The organism is Shewanella goraebulensis, assembly GCF_030252245.1.
GTDB lineage: Bacteria > Pseudomonadota > Gammaproteobacteria > Enterobacterales > Shewanellaceae > Shewanella > Shewanella goraebulensis.
In genome coordinates, this window is record NZ_CP126972.1 from 542,167 (window position 1) to 564,518 (window position 22,352).

Here is a 22,352-nt window from a genome sequence, read left to right on the forward strand (position 1 = left end):
AGATAACAGCAGTCACAAAGGTAAAAGATGAATAAAATAGTAATTGGCGCAGTGGTCATTTTTGTTTCATTAAGCGCAATGGCACAGGAAAATGAAGCGGTAGAACAGGCTCAAGTTGCAGAAGCGATGAGTGAGTTAGTGGTTGTTGAAACATCTATGTTGATGCTTGAAGAAGGCGACCAATACCATACTGAATTTATGACATTAATGACGACACAATTTAGTGAAATTTTAATCACTAATGAGCAAGCAAAAGACCTGTCTTTAGTGCAGACAAAGCACTTTTATTTATCTGCAGAGCCAAACATTACAACACTGAATCAAGTGGTATCTGACATTATTGACGCAGATAGCCCAACTTATTTTTCTGTGAGTTTATTTCGTGAATATAACCGTAATAATGGTGGTTATCAGTTTGGTGCAAAAGTGACCGAATACCAAGATTTAGTAAATAAATAGTAAATCATTCTGATTTAATTCAACTTCTTGCCGAGCTCATGCTCGGCTTTTTTATATTTAGTGATTGTTATTCTAGCGTGTATGCTGCGAACGTTAGATACTAGAGAAGTTGGATTAGTGCTTTATTTCGAATAAAACTTAACCAGCGAAGATTAACAGGCCCTAGGCATTTTACTGAACTTGGACACTATTTTTAGGAATATTTATGAAGCTATCGACTTTTCATCCAGACTTTAGCGAAGAGGTTATTGCTCTTTACACTCAAGTATTTGGCGATGCAGAAGGAGAGTCTGAGGGTAAAGTGATTGGTCATTTAGTGTCTGAAATATTAACCACGACGAAACCAGAAGATTTATTCGGTTTTGTAGCGGCGATAGATCATCAAATCGTTGGCTGTATTTTGTTTAGTAAGCTGACTTTAGCTAATAGCACTAAGGCATTTATTCTATCGCCAGTTGCGGTTGATACGTCTCATCAAGGCCAAGGTGTTGGCCAAGCACTGATTAACTTTGGGCTTGAAGCATTAAAAGATAAAGGCGTTGAGTTAGCGTTTACTTACGGTGATCCTAGCTACTACGTTAAAGTAGGGTTTAAACCTATTAGCGAATCTTGTATCAAGGCACCGCTGATATTAACTTATCCAGAAGGGTGGTTGGCTCAATCGTTAACAGGCTCAGAGATTGAAGCGATTGAAGGTGAGAGTTTTTGTGTTGATGCATTGAATGAGCAATCTTACTGGTAACTTGGTTTCGGCTGAAATGCCGAAGTTTTATTTATTCTTTAAGTCTAAATCTACATCAAAGTCGTGGCGCTTCGCCCACACCAGAATCAAGGGGTAAAGCGCTTGTCCCCCTTGATAATCCCTCAGCGCTCCGGCGAAATTTAAAAAGCAAAATTTCCAACGGAGTATTATTTAGCTTTTAGCTTCATTTGGTTCTGCTGCGTTCATTTTCAAAAATCACTAACGTTTCTGATGGAGCGTTTGGTTTTGTTTTCTTTGGCTCAAAGCAAGATTAAAGTCGTGGCGCTTTGCCCACACCAGAATCATGGGGTAAAGCGCTTGTCCCCCTTGATAATCCCTCAGCGCTCCGGCGAAATTTAAAAAGCAAAATTTCCAACGGAGTATTATTTAGCTTTTAGTTTCATTTGGTTCAGCTTCGTACATCTTCAAAAATCACTAACGCTTACGATGGGGCGTCCCTTCCCCTCGAAAGCTAGCTGATATCTTAAGTGCAGGATGCACAAAATGCCTTGAAGCACATGGATGTGCGAGAAAGGCCATGTCAGGACTCACGTAATTTTCTTGATGCACTCAAGCCAACTGAACTCTGCGGCTTTGCTCTATATTGAATATAAAAACGAAGTTAAATCGAAGAGGTAATAATCCCAGTGCAGATGCGTCTAAGACCTTCGAAAACATGGATGTTTTCGCAGAGCTTACATGGACGTACTTGAAGCGTGTCTTAGATGAATCTGTACAAAAGGTCGCTTATTCACATCCATGTGTTCGCGACATTCGATACATCCTATATCTTCCTGCGACAGGCAATGGGTTAGATTGAAGTAATGGACTTATATTCGTTATTCAATTCCAAATAGGGTATTGCATATACGATCTATAAGCTGAGAAGGTCGTGGCGCTGCAGTCTAGCTCTTTTATAAACTTACAATGAAGTTAAATCGAAAAGAAAAAAACTCAGTCCAGATGCGTTTAAGATTTTAGAAAATATGGTGAAGTTAGATTGGCTGAAAGGCTTTGTGCGATAGGTCGGTGTGCTGAACAGGCCTTTAATGACGGATGCTGTTAGTTTTCGAAGAATTTATATAGATTCTGTCTTAAATAAAGAATTTAGAGTGTCTTAGGTGAAGGTCGCTGCTTAACATACATGAGATCATTACACTCGATACATCTTGAGTCTGCTTGCAGTAAATAATATGTCTATTCTTCTTTATTGATCCAAGCCGTAGTATTCTTGACTGGGTTTACTTGCCAAAATGATTGTTCTTGTACTTTGCCATCTAAAGGTATCCATGTTTCCTTACTGGTTTGAAAGTATACGGTATAGCTAATTTCAATCGCTCTATAATCAGAGTTATAGGATCTAACTCCACCGCAGCTAAACGTCGAATTGTAATCTGGAATGAAAATGTCTCTAGGTATTTCGATAGCTGAATGAGGTATTTCAGGCAAGTCATCCTCAATGAGAGAATATCCAGTATAAATATCATCGATGATTTTTGAGAATTCAGGTTCAATAGCATCAGATAAAAGGCTGGCTAACCCACTGGCACTTACATTAAAAGTCATTAGTAAGAACAATATACAAGTTATTTTGTTGAAGCTTCTCATACTATCGTTATCCCTAACTATTAAAATCATAATTGTATCAAAGTTAGCATATTCTAATTTTGATTGTAGGGGAAAGTTAATTCCATAAAAAATCCCTATGATATTTCTATCACAGGGATTTTTTTATCGCTTCAATAACAAGCAAAAACTAACTAGTTAGTCTTTACCTTGCTCGCGTGCGATTGCGCGGTAGGCGATATCGGTGCGGAAGTAGACGTCATCCCAGTGGATGGCATCGACTAGCTTGTATGCGCTAGCTTGTGCTTCTGTCACTGTGTTACCGAGTGCCGTGGCACATAATACGCGGCCGCCTGCAGTTACTACGTGGCCGTCTTTCATAGCTGTGCCTGCGTGGAATACTTTGGCGTTGTTGTCACCTAAAGATAAACCGTCAATTACGTCAGCTTTGCGGTAGGCATCAGGGTATCCGCCTGCTGCTAGTACCACACCGACTGCTGCGCGTGAATCAAATTCTGCGGTCACTTTATCAAGCTCACCACGGGTGGCGGCTAAACAAAGTTCAACTAAATCTGATTGTAGACGCATCATGATTGGCTGCGTTTCTGGGTCGCCAAAGCGGCAGTTGTACTCAAGTACTTTTGCGCTGCCATCAGGTGCAATCATTAAACCAGCATATAAGAAACCTGTGTAAACATTGCCTTCTGCTGCCATGCCATCAACTGTTGGACGGATAACATTGGCAATTGTCCAGTCGTGAACGGTTTGGGTAACGACTGGTGCTGGTGAGTATGCACCCATGCCGCCAGTGTTAGGGCCATAATCGCCATTATCACGGGCTTTATGGTCTTGGCTGGTGGCCATGGCTAATATGTTTTTACCATCTACCATGACGATAAAGCTGGCTTCTTCACCTTTTAAAAATTCTTCGATAACAACGCGAGAACCGGCTTCGCCAAATTTGTTACCTGCTAGCATATCTTCAATTGCAGCATCAGCTTCAGCTTGGTCTTGCGCGATAATCACGCCTTTACCTGCTGCTAAACCGTCAGCTTTAATCACAACAGGGAAACCTGTTTTGTTGGTCAGTTCAACGCTGTAAGCTTTTGCTGGCTCGATGTCAGTAAAGTTAGCGTAGTCGGCAGTTGGAATATTATGGCGAGCTAAAAAATCTTTCGTGAAAGCTTTTGAAGACTCAAGTTGCGCTGCGCCTTGGGTTGGGCCAAAGATAGGTAAGCCAGCTTCGTTAAAGGCATCAACTACGCCAAGTGCTAATGGCACTTCTGGGCCAACAATGGTTAATTCAATCTTGTTGTCTTGGGCAAATTTCACTAATTCTGAAATTGCTTCAACCTTAATACCGACGTTTTCTAATTTTGGCTCTAAAGATGTGCCTGCGTTGCCAGGAGCAACAAAAACTTTTTCAACTTGAGCTGATTGAGCTGCTTTCCAAGCTAGTGCGTGTTCGCGTCCGCCGCCGCCAATTACAAGTACCTGCATCTTTATTCACCTTTTTTATATTCAATTTGGTAAAAATTATCATGTTCTTTAAACGAAAAAAGCAGCCAAATGAGGCTGCTCTATTCAAATGCTATTTAGTGACGGAAGTGACGCATTCCGGTGAACACCATAGCAATGCCATGTTCGTCAGCTGCTGCGATGATTTCTTCGTCACGAATTGAACCGCCCGGTTGGATGATACAGCTGATGCCTGCTGCTGCGGCTGCATCAATACCGTCACGGAATGGGAAGAATGCATCAGATGCCATTACAGACCCTTCAACAACCAAACCTTCATCGGCGGCTTTAATACCTGCCACTTTCGCAGAGTAAACACGGCTCATTTGGCCTGCGCCCACACCGATAGTCATGCCATCTTTGGCGTAGACAATCGCGTTCGATTTAACAAACTTAGCCACTTTCCAGCAGAACATTAAGTCAGTTAGCTGCTCAGCTGTAGGTTGGACTTTTGAAACCACTTTAACATCGGCGACATCAACCATACCTTGGTCGCGGTCTTGTACTAATAAACCACCGTTAACACGTTTAAAGTCTTGAGTGGTGGTTTTAGTGTTCCACTGACCACACTCTAATAAACGTACATTAGCTTTAGCAGCAACAATTTCACGTGCAGCTGCACTGACTGTTGGCGCAATGATCACTTCAACAAACTGACGGTCAACAATGGCTTTCGCTGTGTCTGCATCTAACTCTTGGTTAAACGCTATGATGCCGCCAAATGCTGATGTCGGGTCAGTTTTGAATGCGCGATCGTAAGCTTCTAAGATGGTTTCGCCTAGTGCGACACCACATGGGTTAGCATGCTTAACGATGACACAAGCTGGGCCTTCGAATTCTTTTACACATTCAAGAGCTGCGTCAGTATCAGCGATATTGTTGTAAGACAGTGCCTTACCTTGCAATTGTGTTGCGCTGGCAACTGATGCTTCATCAATGTGTGCATCAACATAGAATGCCGCTTTTTGATGGCTGTTTTCACCGTAGCGTAAATCTTGCTTTTTGATCAGCTGAGTATTGAAGGTACGTGGGAAGCTTGAATCTTCATGGCACTCATCTTTACTGTGTGCTGGCACCATAGTACCGAAGTAGTTCGCGATCATGCCGTCATAAGCTGCGGTGTGCTCGAATGCTGCAATGGCTAAGTCAAAGCGAGTTTCAAGTGTTGTGCTGCCTTCATTGGCTTGCATTTCTGCAATCACGCGGCCGTAGTCGCTAGCATTAACAACAATCGTGGTGTCTTTGTGGTTTTTAGCTGTTGAGCGAACCATGGTTGGGCCACCGATATCGATGTTTTCAACTGCGTCAGCCAAAGTACAACCTTCTTTTGCCACTGTAGAGGCAAACGGGTAAAGGTTAACGGCAACTAAGTCGATTGGTTTGATGGCATTTTGTTCCATCACGATTTCATCGATACCACGACGCGCAAGAATACCGCCATGTACTTTAGGGTGAAGTGTTTTAACACGACCATCCATGATCTCAGGATGCCCTGTGTAGTCAGAGACTTCGGTCACTGGAATATTATTATCAGCAAGTAATTTAGCGGTGCCACCAGTAGAAAGTAACTCTACGCCTTGCTCATGTAATGCTTGTGCAAACTCAAGCATTCCAGTTTTATCAGATACGCTTAACAGCGCGCGACGAATGGGTCTGACATTATTCATGTAGGTACAGTGTCCACTATTTATTTTAAGGAAGTTTGGCAAAACAGAATTACTCGAACACAGTGGTGTGAAATCTGTTTTGCCAAAGTTCCTACGCCCTTCATCTTATTGTTATTTTGAATTGAGCCGTAATGAAACGCGCGTATTTTAACGTAATCAGTGTTATTTCGGGAAATTTCTGCGCGATTTCACAATATTGAAATAAGAACAAAGTAAGCAGGTAATTTATGTTCTATAAAACCCTTGACCTTGGATTTAACTCCAAGGTTTATACTGAGTGTTATACATTGAGATCGGATTCAATCTAGCAGGTAAAAATATGTATCGAATTGGTGAGCTTGCAAGATTATTTGAAGTAAAAACAGATACGCTGCGATTTTATGAAAAGCATGGCTTATTAGCGCCCTCTAATCGTTCTGACGCGGGCTATCGACTGTATAACCAAGACGACGCCGAAAAACTGCGATTTATTATTCGAGCTAAAGCGGTTGGTTTCAGTTTAAGTGACATTGCTGAGTTGTTATCCATTGAACTGGATAAGTCCAATTGGGCTTGTGCGGATGTTAAAGGGATGGTGGACACCAAACTTGAACAAGTTCAAGCCAAAATTGCTGAGCTTGAGTTTTTTGCCAGCTCATTAAACAAATTATCACAGGCTTGTTGTGGTGGGCCTGAAAGCGCAGAGCATTGCTCTATATTAGAAGCGTTAGAATCATCAGATAAAGAATTGCAGCCAAAAGTTGAACATCACGCTGCTATACAGAATTAAGAGTGGAACAAAACATGTTAATCGCTAACTTTGTAGAGTTATTTTTAGAGTCTGCGCCTTGGTTATTATTAGGCTTAGTGCTCGCTGGTTTGTTAAAAGTGTTTGTGCCAATGGCATGGATGCAAAAACAGTTGGGTGGTCACGGCTTAAAAACAGTCGTTAAAGCCGCTGTCATAGGTGCGCCTCTGCCGTTATGTTCATGCGGGGTTATTCCTGCCGCTGTGGGTTTACGCCGTAGCGGCGCTTCAAAAGCAGCGACCACTTCCTTTTTAGTGTCGACGCCTGAAACTGGGGTTGATTCGGTTACGGTATCTTATGTTTTGCTCGGCCCATTCATGGCTATCATCCGCCCAATTGCAGCAATCACTAGCGCGATTGTGGCAGGCTTATTAGTTGGCAGAGATGATAAGACTGATACGAAAACGAGCGCGGCAGGTAAGTCGGACAAACTTGCTAATGAATTAACTAATGATCTTGGCTCTGTAGGTGAAGTGACATCATCTTGTTGCAGTAGCAAACAATCTAACGACACTGCGATTGACACCCCTAAATTTAAGCCAAATACCGCCTCTATGATGGCTCAGTCGGGCGTGTCTCCACTATCAGTTGTTAAACCATTATCGACGCAAGAACCAGCTGCAAGTTGTTGCGCTAAAACAGAGGTTACCTCTCAAACTCAAGCTGATAACAATTCAGAGAAAGTTAGTTGCTGTTCAAGTAAAGCAACTAAGTTAGAAACGACTGTCGAAAAAGCCAGTTGTTGTGCAAGTAAATCAGTGGCGAGTGCGGAAGTTAAAACTGAAACAACCAGCTGCTGTTCAAGCAAGAAAGATAAAGCTGCTGTGTCAGAAGAAAGCTGCTGTGAGTCGACCAAAGATATAGCAACAGAGCTTAAAAGTGAGTCAGTATTATCTCGCGTTAAGTCAGGGCTCGTGTATGCCGCCACTGATTTAGTCAGAGACACTGCCTTATGGTTATTAGTGGGCTTATTCTTTGCGGCTTTAGTGCAAACCTTTGTACCGGGAGACTTTTTAGCCAAATGGGGTGACGGCATTTTAGCCATGCTAGTGATGGTATTGGTATCAGTACCTATGTATATCTGCGCTACAGCATCAACGCCAATAGCGGCGGGGTTATTATTAGCAGGCGTATCACCTGGTGCAGTATTGGTGTTTATGATGGCGGGTCCAGCTACCAATATTGCAACGCTTGGGGTAGTTAGTAAAGAATTAGGTAAGCGTGCATTATTAGGCTATTTAGGCGGAGTGCTAGGTGTTGCATTGCTGTTTGGTGTGCTAGTTAATTACTTGGTGGCCAACTTTGGCTTTGTGGTCATGCCACAAATTGGTGAACAACATGAGTTGTTGCCAGACTTTGTGACTATAAGTTCAGGAGTTGTATTAGCACTATTAATGGCGAAAGTGATTTACGAGAAGTTACCTATAAAGAGTATGCGAAGAGACTGTTGTTCTTAATTTTACTATTGATGGATTAGTCACTTAATAGCTGCATTATTTAAAAGGCCCGCGAGGGTCTTTTTTTGTGAAAGTAATATTTATTACTCAACAGTCACTGATACATACTGTCACCTAGTTTATTGATTTTTAACCATCAAGTTAGCATTCGGGTATTGTTTGTTAATATCAGCTTTACCTAAACAAGACGCAGCTCAAGCTTTTAATTTAAACAATATCAGATTTGTTAAATTTCGGATCTTATGTGATTCGTATCACTCATTTCATAAAATGAAATACCTAATATGCGCGCAAGTACCTATTAGTTGGTATTAAAAAACGGAGTGATGATGAAACATTTAACGAAATGCAAATTAGCATTTGTTATCGCAGCGGCAGTGGGGATTGCTGGTTGTGGTAGTGACGGTAAAGATGGCGCACCAGGCGAGCCTGGTCCAGGACCAACCCCACCAACGACTGAAACTTCAGAAATTACAAATGTAGATGTGATCCATCATGCAGTTGAAGATGGTCTAGTAACAGTTGAGTTTGGCATCACAAATGAAGACGATATTCGCATCGTTGGTTTAGAAGATGCTGAGCTATATCTTGCCGCTTTAACTGAGCAAGGTATCAAGCGTAGTAATAGCAGCGATGAAAACCCTGTTGGCGGCGCGGCAAAAGCAAGTGACGAAGGCGCTTCGTTAACTGAGCTTGAAAATGGCAACTATGAGTTTATTGCGCCAATGGCTGCAGTAACTGCTGGCACTGAAGGCATTATTCGCTTCCAAGTGGGTGGCGGTGAAATCGCAACGTCTGACTACATCGTTATTGATAAGCCAGTTGAAGCAATGACAACTTCAACAGAAGCTTGTTATACCTGTCACGTTGATTACTCAACCTCAAGCTTCAGACATCCATCGCGCGTAGCGGTTGATTTAGAAGGCGAAACAGATTTTGTTGCGGGTTGTATGACTTGTCACGGTCACGTTACTCGTGATGATGGTGGCTCTAACACCCACATGCAAAAAATTGGTCATATCAACCACCAAGGGTTTGAGACTGGTTTTGAGGTCTCAAACTGTACAACTTGTCACGTAGATCCAATCACTACAGTATACAGCCAACAGACTTGTCATGATTGTCATGATGCAGCAGGTGTTGCAAACACTGAAGTTGAAGCGACATTCAACAGCTTTAATGAATCTGGTGATGACTGGCGTGAATTCCACACTGTAATGACTGAACGTAAAGAACTGAAGGAAGAGCATGTTGCTTCAGCTTCAGCACCTTATTTTGTTCAAGAAACTTCGCAGTGGTGTAGCGATATTTCTCTTCACAATGCTGAGGAAAATCAACTAAACCTAGGTGAACTTGTTGATGCTGGTACAGTATCAGTTTCTAGCTACTTACACGGTTACTACGAAGCGTCAATCACTGGTCGTGCAGCTTCTATGAGCGTTTCTACATCAGGTGAGAGTGTTGCTTTATGTGGCACTTTAGATGAAAGCTTCGCGGGTTCAGAATTATTTGCTTCTGCACGTATTACATTTGATGGTCTAATGAGTATTACAACTCACTCTGACATCGTCAGTGCTGAAGGTGCATTCATCAATGAATTTGAGCGTCGTCATAGTGTGACTGCTGACAGCTGCACTTCATGTCATAACTCAGAAGGCGATTACCATAAAGGCGGTAGCTTTGATGAAGGTGGCTTTGGTTGTTTAGCGTGTCATAACAACGGTCAAGATCGTAATGCTAAAAGTTCAGCTCCTGGCTTTGGACCAATGGTTCATAGCATGCACTGGGGTGAAGGTAGCGATGCAGTAACTGGCGAGCCAAACTCTGCGACTAAGCTAAATGCTGAAAACTGTGTTGCTTGTCATGCTGATGGTATCGACTTATACGAAGTGCCAAATGCATACATCAAATCTAAAGCATTCAATGGTGGTGACGCTGGTGTGATGACTTCTCCTGTTATGGCAAACTGTTTTGCTTGTCATAACGATGAGAAAGCACAAAGCCATATGGAGCAAAATGGTGGTGAGCTAAACGTACCGGTTACTGCTGATTGGCATACTCAACCTACATCAGAATCTTGTGCAACTTGTCATGCTGAAGGTAAGTCTTTCGGTATCGAAAAATTCCACGTTTTTGAGCGCTAAATTGTCATCAATATAAACCTGTAGATTAATCTTAAATCAAGACTATCTCTTAGGTTTGATATTTGAATTTAAAAGCCACTAGCAATAGTGGCTTTTTTGTATTCTAAATTTAGCGTAGTCAGCTTAAGATAATATATTGTATTTTTGGGTTATTAAAATGCATTTGATACATGCAGTTACAATGAATGTTGATGGTTTCTGTCACTCCAAGCTTAAAATAAACTTAAATCATTATTAAGCTTGTCTATACTTATTATGTAAAGGTGTAAAATGGGCTTTAAATTTTACTATAAAGGGTTGAAATTCAAGGGTTTTAAAATGTTAATTGTTTTTAATTATTGTAAATCTCTTTTAAAACAATAGCTTAAGCATTTGTTGAATTTGTTTTTTATTATATAAGAATATGTTGATTAAGATCTGGTTCAAAGTTCTGCTATAAAGGCGTTAAATTATACGTCTTGTCATGGCGCCTGTGACTCTAATCACTCTTTCAAAATGCAGAAAAGTCTAATCTTAAAACGGGTTATACCTATAAAGTAGTATCAAAATATTTGGAGTGATGATGAAAAATTTAACGAAATGCAGATTAGCTTTCGTTGTTGCAGCGGCAATGGGGATTGCAGGCTGTGGTAGCGATGGTAAAGACGGCGAAGATGGCGCACCAGGTGAACCAGGTCCAGGCCCTACTCCACCAGTAGTAGAAACTTCTGAAGTAACCAATGTTGAGTTTATTTCTCATATGGTTGAAGAAGGTCAAGTCACACTTGAATTTGAAATTACTGATGAAGACGGCGCATTAATTGTTGGTCTTGAAAACGCTGGTGTTTATCTAGCAGCAAAAACTGACATGGGCATCCAGCGTTCGCGTGATGGCTCAGTTGGTGGTAGTGCAACAGCAGGCGGTGATAACGCTACTGAAGGCGCAACGCTAACTATGCTTGACGATGGTCGCTATGAATTTATTGCGCCAATGGCGGCAGTTCAAGCAGATACCGAAGGTTTAATTCGTTTACAAGTTGGTGGTGGTGAAATTGCTTCTTCACCTTACATTATTGTAAACAAGCCTGAGATGACTCATACAACAACGACTGAAACATGTTATTCATGTCACGTTGATTACGCTACTTCAGATATCAGACATAGTGGTTATGTTGCTTTAAATACTGATGGCGAAGTTGATTTCGTTGGCGGTTGTATGGTTTGTCATAACAACGTTGCTCGTGATGTCGCTGAAGATGGTTCTTCTTTAGACACTGGCGGTTATGCTAAAGCGACTATGCAAAAGCTTGGTCATATTAATCACCAGAAATTTGAAAAAGATTTCACTCCGACTAACTGTTACACCTGTCACGCCGAGCCAGTAATCAATACTAGCATTGCGGGTAACGGTTGTAATGATTGTCATACTTCAGATTCTGCTGCAGCGGCAATTGTTCAAGCAAACAGTGATTTTGATGCACGTGCATTCCATGCACAATCAGCACTAATTGGTCTTGAAGAGCGTCAAACTATTCGTGCAGAGCATTCAACTACATTATCAGCTATTTACCAAAATGCTGCTGGTGACTACTGTACAGATTTAAGCCTTTATAAAGGCGAAGAAATGTTGAACATCGAAGCGCTATACGCTGACGGTACGCTAAGTTACGCAAGTACTTATATTCATGGTTACCACAACGAGTCTATCGTTGGCCGTGAGTCTCGCTCATACAGTGAAATCTATAATGCTGATGGTTCTAAAACCATGTGTCATGCAACGTTAGATCTTCAAACTGCACAAATCATGGCAAGCTCTCGTCTTACTTTTAAAGGCGGAAACTGGATTGATGACGATAGTAAATACGGTGTTTCATTTACTAGCTACTCGCCAGTGACTGAACTTGCAGATCTATCTCAAGAAACAGAATACGATCGTCGTCATGCTGTTACTACTGATAGCTGTACGACTTGTCACAACAACGAAACGAACTACCATAAAAATGGTAGCTATGTTGAAGGTGGCTTAGATTGTGTTGCTTGTCATAACAACGGCCAAGATCGTAGTGCTAAAAACTCAGCACCAGGCTTCGGACCTATGGTTCACAGCATGCACTGGGGTATTGGTAACGAACTTTCTGGTGCTAAGACTGATGAAGATGGTAACAACGTACCAAATTCAGCAGACAGCTTAAACGCTGATAACTGTGTATCTTGTCACGCTGAAGGTATCTCACTAGCTGAAATCCCTAACCAGTATATGCTTTCAAAAGCTTATAACGGTGGTGTTTCTGGTGTTATGACTAGCCCAGTCACCGCTAACTGTTATGCTTGTCACGACAGCGCATCAGCACTAAGCCACATGGAACAAAATGGCGGAGAGCTAAATGTTCCAGCTGGTGATGATTGGTACACTCACGGTACTGCTGAATCTTGTGCAACATGTCATGACACCGGTAAATCATTCGGTATCGACAAGTTCCACAACTTCGAGCGTTAATTTAGGCTGCTAATTGAATGGGTAAGGCTATTGACCCTGCAAGGTTTTCTTAACCCGTTTATTTAATAGCGACATTAGCTTAAAAAGCCACTCATTATGAGTGGCTTTTTTGTTGCCTATTTTTAACTGCCTAATTAATTTCAAATTCAGAACAGTTATTTATTGAAGTGTGGATTTTTAGAAGGTGAAATAAACTATGAACTTTAAAAACTTAACTTGATGAAAAATAGAAATTAATTGTAATTACATTTTTTTTCAGCTGTGGTTTTACAGTGTGATATAGGTTTGCGTGCTGTTGTAATTGTTAACCACTTTGCACCATTGTGTTTATTTAGATCTAAATCAAACTTCTGCCAGAAAGGTCGCTTTTTAAGCTTAATTTAAGTTTCACCGTGACCTTTATCACTATTTAGAAAGTTAGAAACGTCTAGTATAAAAATCAGATGTACCTAAAAAGTAGTAAAAATAAATCGGAGTGATGATGATGAAAAATATAACGAAACGCAGACTCGCCTTCGTTGTTGCAGCCGCAATGGGGATTGCAGGTTGTGCCGACGATGGTAAAGATGGAGCGGATGGTGAAGATGGCGCACCTGGAGAACCAGGAACCACCCCTACACCAGTAACTGAGGTGTCTGAAATTACCAATGTTGAGTATATTGCTCACATGGTAGAAGAAGGCCAAGTAACTGTTGAATTTAATATTACAGATGAAGATGGCGTTGCGATTACTGGCTTAGACAGTGCAGCGATTTATCTTGCTGCAATGACAGAGCAGGGTATTCAACGTAGCCGAGACGGTAGCGTTGGTGGTAATGCAACTTTTGGTGGCGATACGCCAACAGAAGGAGCGACTATTACTGAAGTCGACGATGGTCAATATACACTAGTAGCTCCTATGGCAGCAGTACAAGCAGATACTGAAAGCTTGATCCGTTTACAAGTGGGTAATGATGAAGGTATCGCAGCTTCACCTTATATTATTATCAATAAACCAGAAAATACTCATACAAGTACTACTGAGACTTGTTATTCGTGTCACGTTGATTATGCGACTTCTGATATTCGTCATAGTAAGTATGTTGCACTAAATACCGATGGCGAAGTCGATTTCGTTGGCGGTTGTATGGTGTGTCATAACAACGTACCACGTGATATAGCTGAAGATGGTACTTCGTTAGATACTGGCGGATATGCTAAAGCTACTATGCAAGCTTTAGGTCATATCAATCACCAGAAATTTGAAAAAGATTTCACACCAACCAATTGTTATACCTGTCACGCAGAGCCTGTAGTGAATACCAGTATTGCTGGTAATGGTTGTAGTGACTGTCATGGTGATGGCCAATCAGGTGTGATTGTTCCTGCTGACGGGTTCGATGCGCGTGCATTCCATGCTGAAGCAACCTCAATTGGTTTAGTTGAGCGTGAAGAAATTCGTGCAAATCATTACACCACAACAAGTAACCCATACTTTAATCCAACAATGGATGAGTGGATTGACCACAAAGATGTTGCTTGGACATCAGGTTACTGTGTTGATATCGCATTGTTTGATAACTCAGGTGAAACGCCGGTGCAATTAAACATCGGTGATATGTATACCGCGGGTGAAGTGGTTTATGGTGGCGCTTACATTAACAACTACCACAATGATTCTATTGTGGCTCGTGTGATTTCTCATGGTGCAGAAGGTTATATTGAGAATGCAGATGGCTCACGTTCAGTTTGTTACGGTGAGCTAACTGCGGGTTATGAACTTGCTAACTTGTCAGCAAGTTCTCGCGTAACTATCGCAGATACTAACTGGGAAGACAGTGATGGTGAGTTCGGTGTCTCTTTCACAGGGTACAGTGAAGTTGTTGACCCAATTAACTTTGAAAAAGTACAAGATTGGGGACGTCGTCATGCAGTCACTGAAGATAGCTGTACGACTTGTCACAACAATGATACTAACTACCATAAAAATGGTGGATACCGTGATGGTGGCTTAGATTGTGTTGCTTGTCATAACAATGGCCAAGATCGTAAAGGTGCTTTATCTGCTCCAGGTTTCGGACCAATGGTTCACAGCATGCATTGGGGTATCGGTAATGCACTTTCAGGCGCTAAAACTGATGAAGATGGCAACAATGTTGAAAATTCAGCGGCAAGCTTAAACGCTGATAACTGTGTATCTTGTCACGCTGATGGTGTAAGCCTAGCAGATGTACCTAACCAATATATGCTTTCAAAAGCATATAACAATGGTGATGCAGGCGTAATGACTAGCCCAATTACAGCTAACTGTTTTGCTTGTCATAATACAGATGCTGCATTGAACCATATGGAGCAAAATGGTGGTGAGTTGAATGTACCATCAACGACAGAATGGTTCACTGAAGGTACTTCAGAGTCTTGTGCAACATGTCATGATACTGGTAAGTCTTTCGGCATCGATATGTTCCATAACTTTGAGCGTTAAGCTGAGTTTTTAAGAGTTAGTTTTAAACGTAAAAGTAAATAGGTTTCTGTAGCTCTCCCCTGCAACCGGGCTGCAGAATCCTTTAGAAAAGCCACTATTTAATAGATAGTGGCTTTTTCTTTATTTAATCTCCTTAAATAGCAGTAATTCCTTTTTATCTTTATTCAACGACTTAATCTTGCTGAAGTCTCGATAGTTGATCCAATTTGATACACTTGATTGAAAAATGTGCCAGCTATTTTAAAAGTGAATTTTTGATACCTAAAATATAGATAATTTCATTCTGAACTCATTCAAATATCTGATATAAAAACGCTTTTTTGAATTTGTTTGAACAATTTTTCGTGACCATTATCACTCCTGCTACCTGCGTTAATCCCTACTATGCAATCTAGGTTTTACCTAAAAAGTAGTAATTAAACTATTCGGAGTGATGATGAAACATTTAACGAAACGCAGATTAGCCTTCGTTGTTGCAGCAGCAATGGGGATTGCAGGTTGTGCTGATGATGGAAAAGATGGTGAAGATGGCGCACCAGGAGAACCAGGTCCAGGACCTAATCCACCAGTAACTGAAAAGTCAGAAGTAACCAGTGTATCTATGATTGCTTATGCTATTGAAGAAGGTCAGGTTCGCTACGAGTTTGAAGTCACCAACGAAAATGATGAATTAGTTGATGGCTTAATGAAAGCAGAAGCAAAATTTGCTGAGTTAACTGACAAAGGTATCGTGCTAAACCGAGATGGAAAAATTGGTGGCTACACTGATACTACCAAAGAAGACGGCGCAGAGTTAACTGCATTAGGTGATGGCCGTTACGAGTTAATTGCGCCAATGCCTGCAGTTACCGCAGCATCTGAAGGGATTGTTTGGTTGCGTGTCGGTGGCGGGGAATCAGAAATTGCACGCTCGCAACCAATTGTTGTGGATAAACCTGAGATGATCCACACGTCAACAACTGAAACTTGTTACAGCTGTCACGTGGACTATGGTACTTCTAGCATGAAGCACCCTAGCTACACAGCAATTAATGCTGAAGGCGAGGTCGATTTCGTTGCAGGTTGTTTAGTGTGTCATAACAACGTATCTCGCGCTGAAGAAGATGGTGGTTATGCAACAAATACATTGCAGAAAATCGGTCACGTGAATCATCAGAAGTTTGAAAAAGACTTTGCAGTCACTAACTGTTATACCTGTCATGCAGAACCTGTAATCAACACTAGTATTGCAGGAAATGGCTGTAGTGACTGTCATACTGTCGATTCTGCAACATCAATTATTGTACCTAACTCAGATTTTGATGCTCGTGCATTCCATGCTCAGGCGACTAGTATCGGCTTGGCAGAAAGACAGGCTTCGAGATCTGAACATTCTACATCACTTTCAGAAGTTTATTTGGATGCTGCGGGAGCATATTGTACTGACATTAGCCTTTATCAAGGCGAAACTATGTTGGATATTGAAACGCTTTATGCCGACGGTACATTAACTTATGCCAGTGGTTACATGCATGGGTACAATAATAAGTCTATAGTTGGTCGTGAATCTCGAACCTATAATGAAAGCTATAAAGGTGATGGTTCTAAGACACTTTGTTTCCCGACACTTGATCTAAATACACCGCAAATAATGGCGAGTTCACGTGTGACATTCGCACATGGTGAAGATGCATCATATGATGGTGTCACTTTCACGAGTTACTCTCCTGTGTTTGCAATTGCGGATGGAGAAGTGACTGATTATGACCGTCGCCATGCAGTGACAACTGATAGTTGTAGTACTTGTCATAATAACGAGACTAATTACCATAAAAATGGTGGATACAGTGAAGGCGGTTACGACTGTGTTGCATGTCATAACAATGGTCAAGACCGTAACTCAGCAGGCTCGGCTCCTGGTTTTGGTCCTATGGTCCATAGCATGCACTGGGGTGTAGGTAGTGAGCTACTTAAGACAGACGAAGACGGTAATCCTATCCCTAACTCTGCAACAGAGTTAAATGCGGATAACTGTGTGTCTTGTCATGCTGATGGTATTGATTTATATGCAATACCTAATCAATACATGCGTGCCAAAGCATATAATACTGATGAAGATGGGAACCCAGATACAACTAAAATGGCTAGCCCTATCACTGCCAACTGTTTTTCTTGTCACCAACACAATGGAGATTCAGCGCTAAACCACATGGAGCAAAACGGTGGTGAAATTGACGCTGAAGTTGTAGCGGATTGGTATTTACAACCTACAATGGAATCTTGTGCTACTTGTCACGCTGAAGGTAAATCGTTCGGTATTGATAAATTCCATAACTTCCAACGCTAATAAATATAAGGTTAGTCTGTGCCTACAAGCTGACTAACTAACACGATTCATTAAGCAGTATGGGTTAAACAAAAGAGCCACTCAAATGAGTGGCTCTTTTTATGTCTAATAAGCTATGTAATAACGCGGCTTGTACATAATGTGAAGAAGAAATTTCAGTTTAATGACTACAGAATTATTTTCATATGACAACCTTTATTCACATTACAAGCATTACAATTATTTACTGAAAATAATATTTAACTTTTCAGCAAGACGAATACCAGCTTGCTGTAAACGTAATTCAACCGTTGGGGTGTGATCGAAAATATATTGATAGCGCAAATCAGGCTGGTCATCACGATTTGTCTCTAAATTATAAGTTGCACCGCGAAGTGCTTTTGATTCATCAGCCCAGTCATAATAACTTTTACCAACCCAGCTTTTGACGTTTTTATCGGAGATACGGTTAATGAACTGCGTATATTCGGTATAACTTAACTGTTTATTATCAATAAGCTTACTATCCCAAACCGTGTGTAGGTTAGTGTCGTCACCGAACCATTTTAGTTTTACCTTATTACCACCATGATCATGGCTATGACCTACATGCAGCGGTTGATGAATATCACCAACGAAATGGACATAAAATGCTAAAGCGTCACGCTTGTCTTTATCACTGACCTTAGGGTCTTTTAAAATCTTCTCAAACCGTTCAAGGCTTTCAATAATATCGCCTTTAGGGTTTCTTTTTACAGTTTCCCAAGTTTCATCATCGGCGATTGACACATAGTGCCAAGGCGTAGAGTGATGCCAATTTTTATCTGATCGAATTTCATCAGGCCAAGTCGACATTTGTGCTAATGACTCACCTTTGGCGAACTGATTGATTTTTTCTTGTGCTAAAGGTGAAAGGTTGTTTTGCGCAAGCTCGCCAATAATACGATGGCCAATTTGACCCCAAGCGTGAGCTGGCTGGCTGATCACACTTGTAAGTGCAACGGTTGCGCTAAATAGAAGTACTGCAGGTTTCATTATTATTATTCCAGTAGCGATTCAGTCACCTTGACCCTAGTAAAGTGACGGAACCGTAAGATTAGAAAGTTTTTATAATATCTTTTTTTAATTAAATTTTTGTGACGACAAAGCTGGCAGCCCAATAACCGTATGGCTTTGGTTACGTTTGTGAAACAAAAAATGACGCGGTCAGTTTATGGTTTGTTAAAAAATAGTTCAAGAATGACATGATTTTGAAACAAATTGGTTATAAAATCCGCCCTGAAGTTTTTACTCTACAGCTTCATATTAAAAGCTAGATTAACTAGCAAACAAATTAAAATATAAAAATATTTCAGGGGTCTGAAAATGTTAAACAATAAAATCAGTCGCTTAGCGCTAGCGACTTGCTTTGCTATGGGTGTTTCTCTACCAGCCATGGCAGCAGATACTGCTTCAAATATCCGAGGTCAGATTGTTGGGCCACAAGGAAATGCTGTTACAGATGCAACAATTACCATCATCCATGAACCAACAGGTACAGTGACAGAAGTGTCAGTATCAGAAGACGGTCAATTCCTAGCTCGTGGTCTTCGTGTAGGCGGACCATACTTAATTAAAGTTGACTCTGATGAGTTTGCCGATGATTTAGAGCAAGATTTATATTTAAACGTTGGTGAAACACTTCGCTTTAATCGCACTCTTCAGTCTGCAGCTGATATGGAGCGTATTGGAGTTGTTGGTACAGCAAGTTACTACCGTAGTGCCGGTGCTAATAGTGAGTTTGGCGCAAAAGAGATTGCAAATGCACCAGGCATTAACCGTGACCTTAAAGATGTATTACGCCAAAACCCAATGGCAGTTGTAGGTACTGACGGTATCTCAATGAGTGTTGCGGGTATGAATCCTCGCTTTAATACCTTTGTCGTTGATGGTATTTCTCAAAATGATGATTTCGGTCTTAACTCAAATGGTTATCCGACTCAACGCTCACCTATCTCAATTGATGCAATTGAGAGTGTTGCATTGAATGTTTCGCCATATACCGCTAGAAATGGTGGCTTTACTGGCGCTCAAATTAATACTGTAACTAAATCAGGTACGAATGAGTTATCTGGCACAGTGTTTTATGAAATGACCAATGACAGTATGGCTGGCGATGGTAAAAACCCTGAGACTGGTGAAAAGGTACCTTTAGATTTTGAAGAAACAACTTTTGGTGGCACTGTCGGTTTTCCACTGATTAAAGACAAGCTATTTTTCTTTGGTTCATATGAAAGTTACGATTCACCAAAGTCGCCAAGCTGGGGACCTCAAGGTTCTGGATATGCTCAAGAGTCTTATATTTCAACTGAAGATCTCACTCGTATTGAAAATATTGCATCAACAGTTTATGGATTAGACACAATCGGTGATTACTCGACTACTCCTCAAGAAGAAGATGAAAAAATCCTAGCTAAAGTCGACTGGAATATTAATGATTCACACCGTGCTAGTTTTACTTATCAACACACCCTAGGTAATTTGACTAATAACTTATCAAGTAACCCTTATGCATTAAAACTAAGCAGCACTTGGTATAACAAAGAAGAGAAGCTAGAGACCTATGCAGCTAATCTTTATAGTGATTGGACAGATAGTTTTAGCACTGAAATCAAAGTTGCTTTCAAAGATACAACTACGATGTCTAATACCATTGATGATTTAGGTATTGGACAAATACTAGTAAAAGACGGCAATGGCGATGGAAATGGCAACGATGTTATTTTTGGTACTGATAAGTCTCGTCAAGCAAATGAATTAAACAATCAAAATCTTGAATTACGTTTTGTTGGTGATTACTACATGGGTGATCACGAAATAGGTTTTGGTGTGCAATATAACAGCGTTGAAGTGTTTAACCTGTTTGCACAAAATGTATTAGGTAATTGGTCTTTTAATTCTATTGAAGCATTTGAAAACGGTAATGTAGACCAGTTCTTTTACTCCAATGCGCAGTCTGGTAATCCAGATGATGTCGGCGCTAGCTTTAACATGGATACTTTAGCGTTATTTGTTGAAGATTCTTGGGATATTACAGCTGATTTAGAACTTACATACGGTATGCGCTATGAAACCATCAGTATGTCTGATTCTCCTTCGTTAAACGATAATTTTGTTGACCGTTATGGCTTCGCAAATAACTCAACCTTTGATGGTAAAGATATCTGGTTACCACGTATCGGCTTAACTTATATCTTATCTGATGATGTTACTCTTCGTGGTGGTGTTGGTCGATATAGTGGTGGATCACCGACAGTTTGGATGTCAAACAGCTTCTCAAATGATGGTAATAGCTTATTAAGTTATAACGATGGTTGGAATGACTCATGGGGAACGCCTGATTTTGGCAATGTACCAAATGAAGCTCAAGATGCTCTTGTTGGTGGCGATGGTAACACTAACTCATTAGACCCTAATTTCGAGCTTCCTTCAGATTGGCGTGCAAGCATTGGTTTTGATAGCACTTGGGACTTTGGTGCTCTAGGTCAAGACTGGTTCTTTGGTGGTGAGTTCTTATATATCCAAAAAGAAAACGATGTGGCTTGGGTTGATTTGGCTCGCCGTGAAGTGAAAACAGATGCAACAGGCCGTGTTGTTTATGAAACGTGGGATCCATTAGCAAATAATGGCGCAGGTGGAAACACTGAGCGTTATGATTTGATGCTAACCAATGCAGAAGAAGATGGTACAAGTAAAACACTAAGTTTCAGTTTAGCTAAAAACTGGGATATGGGGCTTCATATGCGTGCTGGTTACGCTTACAACTCAGTTAAAGAAGGTAACCAAGGTTCATCTTCAACAGCGACCTCAAATTACCAATATACACCAGTACAATATGATCGAAATGGTACGACCATGGGTACAGGTTATTATGAAACACCACATCGCTTTACCTTTAGCTTAGGCTATGATGTCGAGTTTGTTGCGGGTTATAACTCTAGCTTTAATATGTTCTATGAGGCTCGTGAAGGTAAGTCGTTAAGTTGGGTTCTAGGTTCATACAAAGACGGTAATCTAGGCGACCAAGCATCTTTTGCTAACTCATCTTACTATCTACCATATATTCCGACTGGCGCAGATGATGCCAATGTTGAATATTCTGGTGGGTTAACTTACGAAGAATTTAAAGCTGCTGTTGATGAAATTGGTTTAGGTAAGTACGCAGGTGGCATCGCCCCGAAGGGTACGGACAACCAACCTTGGGTACATACTTTAGATTTTCGATTCACTCAAGAATTACCTGGCTTCATGGAAAAGCATAAAGGTATCTTATACTTTGATATTAAAAACGTGCTTAACTTAGTTAATGATGATTGGGGACGTGTTGAATCACAAAGCTTTGGTAGCGCAAAACTAGTTGATCATAACTATGATGCTGATACAGGAGTTTATACTTATTCAGTGCCATACGGTCAAGATGGTTTGATTACAGATAATAGTAATTCCTATGATGAAATAAAATCTACTTGGCAGTTAAAAGTAGGTGTTAAATACAAGTTCTAAATTGAGCTAATTTAGCCGATAAAATACCGAGCTTAGGCTCGGTATTTTTTTGATAGCAGTATTTTGTTTGTCGATTTGTTGCTCGCTTGTGTTGATGTTGTTTTGCAGGTGTTCTTGGTTTGTGCGTTCCCTAATTTGCGAAAAAATTTAATATAAATCACCTGAGACCCCATTTATAACTCATGTTGGCTTAAAAAGTCTTAGCCCTCCCACAAGATTAATATT

13 protein-coding genes are annotated in these 22,352 nt (G+C 40.8%); 9 read left to right on the forward strand and 4 right to left on the reverse strand.

What is annotated here, in order from left to right:
- Positions 1-27: 27 nt before the first annotated feature.
- Positions 28-459: a hypothetical protein gene (locus tag QPX86_RS02285; protein ID WP_285163982.1), complete on the forward strand. Its 432-nt coding sequence runs from the start codon at positions 28-30 to the stop codon at positions 457-459.
- Positions 460-664: 205 nt separating this feature from the next.
- Positions 665-1,201 (forward strand): GNAT family N-acetyltransferase, encoded by a 537-nt coding sequence (locus QPX86_RS02290; RefSeq protein WP_285163983.1) that lies wholly within the window; start codon positions 665-667, stop codon positions 1,199-1,201.
- A gap of 1,197 nt (positions 1,202-2,398) precedes the next feature.
- Here QPX86_RS02290 and QPX86_RS02295 read toward each other — a convergent pair.
- The 3 genes from QPX86_RS02295 to purH form a co-directional block, all read right to left on the reverse strand.
- Positions 2,399-2,767, reverse strand: coding sequence for a hypothetical protein (locus QPX86_RS02295; RefSeq protein ID WP_156003357.1), 369 nt, complete (start codon positions 2,765-2,767; stop codon positions 2,399-2,401).
- A 198-nt stretch (positions 2,768-2,965) separates the two neighbouring features.
- Positions 2,966-4,267 carry a phosphoribosylamine--glycine ligase gene (purD, locus tag QPX86_RS02300; protein ID WP_285163984.1) on the reverse strand — a complete coding sequence of 434 codons (1,302 nt, stop codon included), beginning with the start codon at positions 4,265-4,267 and terminating at the stop codon, positions 2,966-2,968.
- Between the two features lie 95 nt (positions 4,268-4,362).
- Entirely contained in the window at positions 4,363-5,952 is a 1,590-nt protein-coding gene (gene purH, locus QPX86_RS02305) for a bifunctional phosphoribosylaminoimidazolecarboxamide formyltransferase/IMP cyclohydrolase (RefSeq protein ID WP_220753780.1), read from the reverse strand.
- 319 nt (positions 5,953-6,271) lie between these two features.
- Between purH and zntR the strand changes: the two genes are divergently transcribed.
- From zntR to QPX86_RS02335, 6 genes are all read left to right on the forward strand, one after another.
- Complete coding sequence (gene zntR, locus QPX86_RS02310) at positions 6,272-6,721, forward strand: Zn(2+)-responsive transcriptional regulator (protein ID WP_220753793.1); 450 nt, start codon at positions 6,272-6,274, stop codon at positions 6,719-6,721.
- Positions 6,722-6,735: 14 nt separating this feature from the next.
- A complete protein-coding gene (locus tag QPX86_RS02315) occupies positions 6,736-8,196 on the forward strand; it encodes an SO_0444 family Cu/Zn efflux transporter (protein WP_285163986.1) in 1,461 nt (486 codons plus the stop codon).
- A gap of 329 nt (positions 8,197-8,525) precedes the next feature.
- Positions 8,526-10,340, forward strand: coding sequence for a multiheme c-type cytochrome (locus QPX86_RS02320; protein WP_285163987.1), 1,815 nt, complete (start codon positions 8,526-8,528; stop codon positions 10,338-10,340).
- A 562-nt stretch (positions 10,341-10,902) separates the two neighbouring features.
- Positions 10,903-12,816 carry a multiheme c-type cytochrome gene (locus tag QPX86_RS02325; RefSeq protein ID WP_285163988.1) on the forward strand — a complete coding sequence of 638 codons (1,914 nt, stop codon included), beginning with the start codon at positions 10,903-10,905 and terminating at the stop codon, positions 12,814-12,816.
- 484 nt (positions 12,817-13,300) lie between these two features.
- A complete protein-coding gene (locus QPX86_RS02330; protein WP_285163989.1) occupies positions 13,301-15,280 on the forward strand; it encodes a multiheme c-type cytochrome in 1,980 nt (659 codons plus the stop codon).
- Between the two features lie 436 nt (positions 15,281-15,716).
- Positions 15,717-17,606, forward strand: a complete 1,890-nt coding sequence (locus QPX86_RS02335) for a multiheme c-type cytochrome (RefSeq protein ID WP_285163990.1) — start codon at positions 15,717-15,719, stop codon at positions 17,604-17,606.
- 219 nt (positions 17,607-17,825) lie between these two features.
- Here QPX86_RS02335 and QPX86_RS02340 read toward each other — a convergent pair whose 3' ends face one another.
- Positions 17,826-18,620, reverse strand: coding sequence for a S1/P1 nuclease (locus QPX86_RS02340; RefSeq protein WP_285163991.1), 795 nt, complete (start codon positions 18,618-18,620; stop codon positions 17,826-17,828).
- A 330-nt stretch (positions 18,621-18,950) separates the two neighbouring features.
- Between QPX86_RS02340 and QPX86_RS02345 the strand changes: the two genes are divergently transcribed.
- On the forward strand, positions 18,951-22,127 hold the full coding sequence (locus QPX86_RS02345; protein WP_285163992.1) for a TonB-dependent receptor domain-containing protein: 3,177 nt from the start codon (positions 18,951-18,953) through the stop codon (positions 22,125-22,127).
- The last annotated feature ends 225 nt before the right edge of the window (positions 22,128-22,352 follow it).

Bases quoted from the DNA above. Each gene is read 5' to 3' on its own strand.
- QPX86_RS02285 (WP_285163982.1), top strand. From the start codon at position 28: ATGAATAAAATAGTAATTGGCGCAGTGGTCATTTTTGTTTCATTAAGC.
- QPX86_RS02290 (WP_285163983.1), top strand. From the start codon at position 665: ATGAAGCTATCGACTTTTCATCCAGACTTTAGCGAAGAGGTTATTGCT.
- QPX86_RS02295 (WP_156003357.1), bottom strand. From the start codon at position 2,767: ATGACTTTTAATGTAAGTGCCAGTGGGTTAGCCAGCCTTTTATCTGAT.
- purD (WP_285163984.1), bottom strand. From the start codon at position 4,267: ATGCAGGTACTTGTAATTGGCGGCGGCGGACGCGAACACGCACTAGCT.
- purH (WP_220753780.1), bottom strand. From the start codon at position 5,952: ATGAATAATGTCAGACCCATTCGTCGCGCGCTGTTAAGCGTATCTGAT.
- zntR (WP_220753793.1), top strand. From the start codon at position 6,272: ATGTATCGAATTGGTGAGCTTGCAAGATTATTTGAAGTAAAAACAGAT.
- QPX86_RS02315 (WP_285163986.1), top strand. From the start codon at position 6,736: ATGTTAATCGCTAACTTTGTAGAGTTATTTTTAGAGTCTGCGCCTTGG.
- QPX86_RS02320 (WP_285163987.1), top strand. From the start codon at position 8,526: ATGAAACATTTAACGAAATGCAAATTAGCATTTGTTATCGCAGCGGCA.
- QPX86_RS02325 (WP_285163988.1), top strand. From the start codon at position 10,903: ATGAAAAATTTAACGAAATGCAGATTAGCTTTCGTTGTTGCAGCGGCA.
- QPX86_RS02330 (WP_285163989.1), top strand. From the start codon at position 13,301: ATGAAAAATATAACGAAACGCAGACTCGCCTTCGTTGTTGCAGCCGCA.
- QPX86_RS02335 (WP_285163990.1), top strand. From the start codon at position 15,717: ATGAAACATTTAACGAAACGCAGATTAGCCTTCGTTGTTGCAGCAGCA.
- QPX86_RS02340 (WP_285163991.1), bottom strand. From the start codon at position 18,620: ATGAAACCTGCAGTACTTCTATTTAGCGCAACCGTTGCACTTACAAGT.
- QPX86_RS02345 (WP_285163992.1), top strand. From the start codon at position 18,951: ATGTTAAACAATAAAATCAGTCGCTTAGCGCTAGCGACTTGCTTTGCT.